1 protein-coding gene is annotated in these 237 nt (G+C 59.5%); it reads right to left on the bottom strand.

What is annotated here, in order from left to right; all coding sequences use genetic code 11:
• Positions 1-237, bottom strand: a 237-nt coding sequence (locus ACFVYJ_RS13935; protein ID WP_463255480.1) for a 6-phosphofructokinase, incomplete at both ends; no start/stop codon positions are given.

The following is a 237-nucleotide window of genomic DNA, read 5'->3' as shown; positions in this document are numbered from 1 at the left end:
CAGGGTCGAGGTGGCGATGTATTTGGCAACCGAGCCAAAGCCGGGGCAGCAGTCGGTGAACGGCAGGTCGTTATCGACGGTCTTGGGCACACCGATGCAGGTAATGGGGTAACCCATCTTGTCGGCGATCTGGGAGACCTTGTAGGCAGTATCCTGGGAATCGCCGCCACCGTTATAGAAGAAATAGCCGATGTCGTGGGCGCGGAACACTTCGATCAGGCGCTCGTACTCGGCCCG

The organism is Pontibacter sp. JAM-7 (genome assembly GCF_048548695.2).
In the GTDB taxonomy this organism is placed as follows: Bacteria; Pseudomonadota; Gammaproteobacteria; order Pseudomonadales; family Balneatricaceae; genus Neptuniibacter.
Note: the sequence above shows the minus strand (reverse complement) of the source record. Positions and strands in the feature narration are given on the sequence as shown.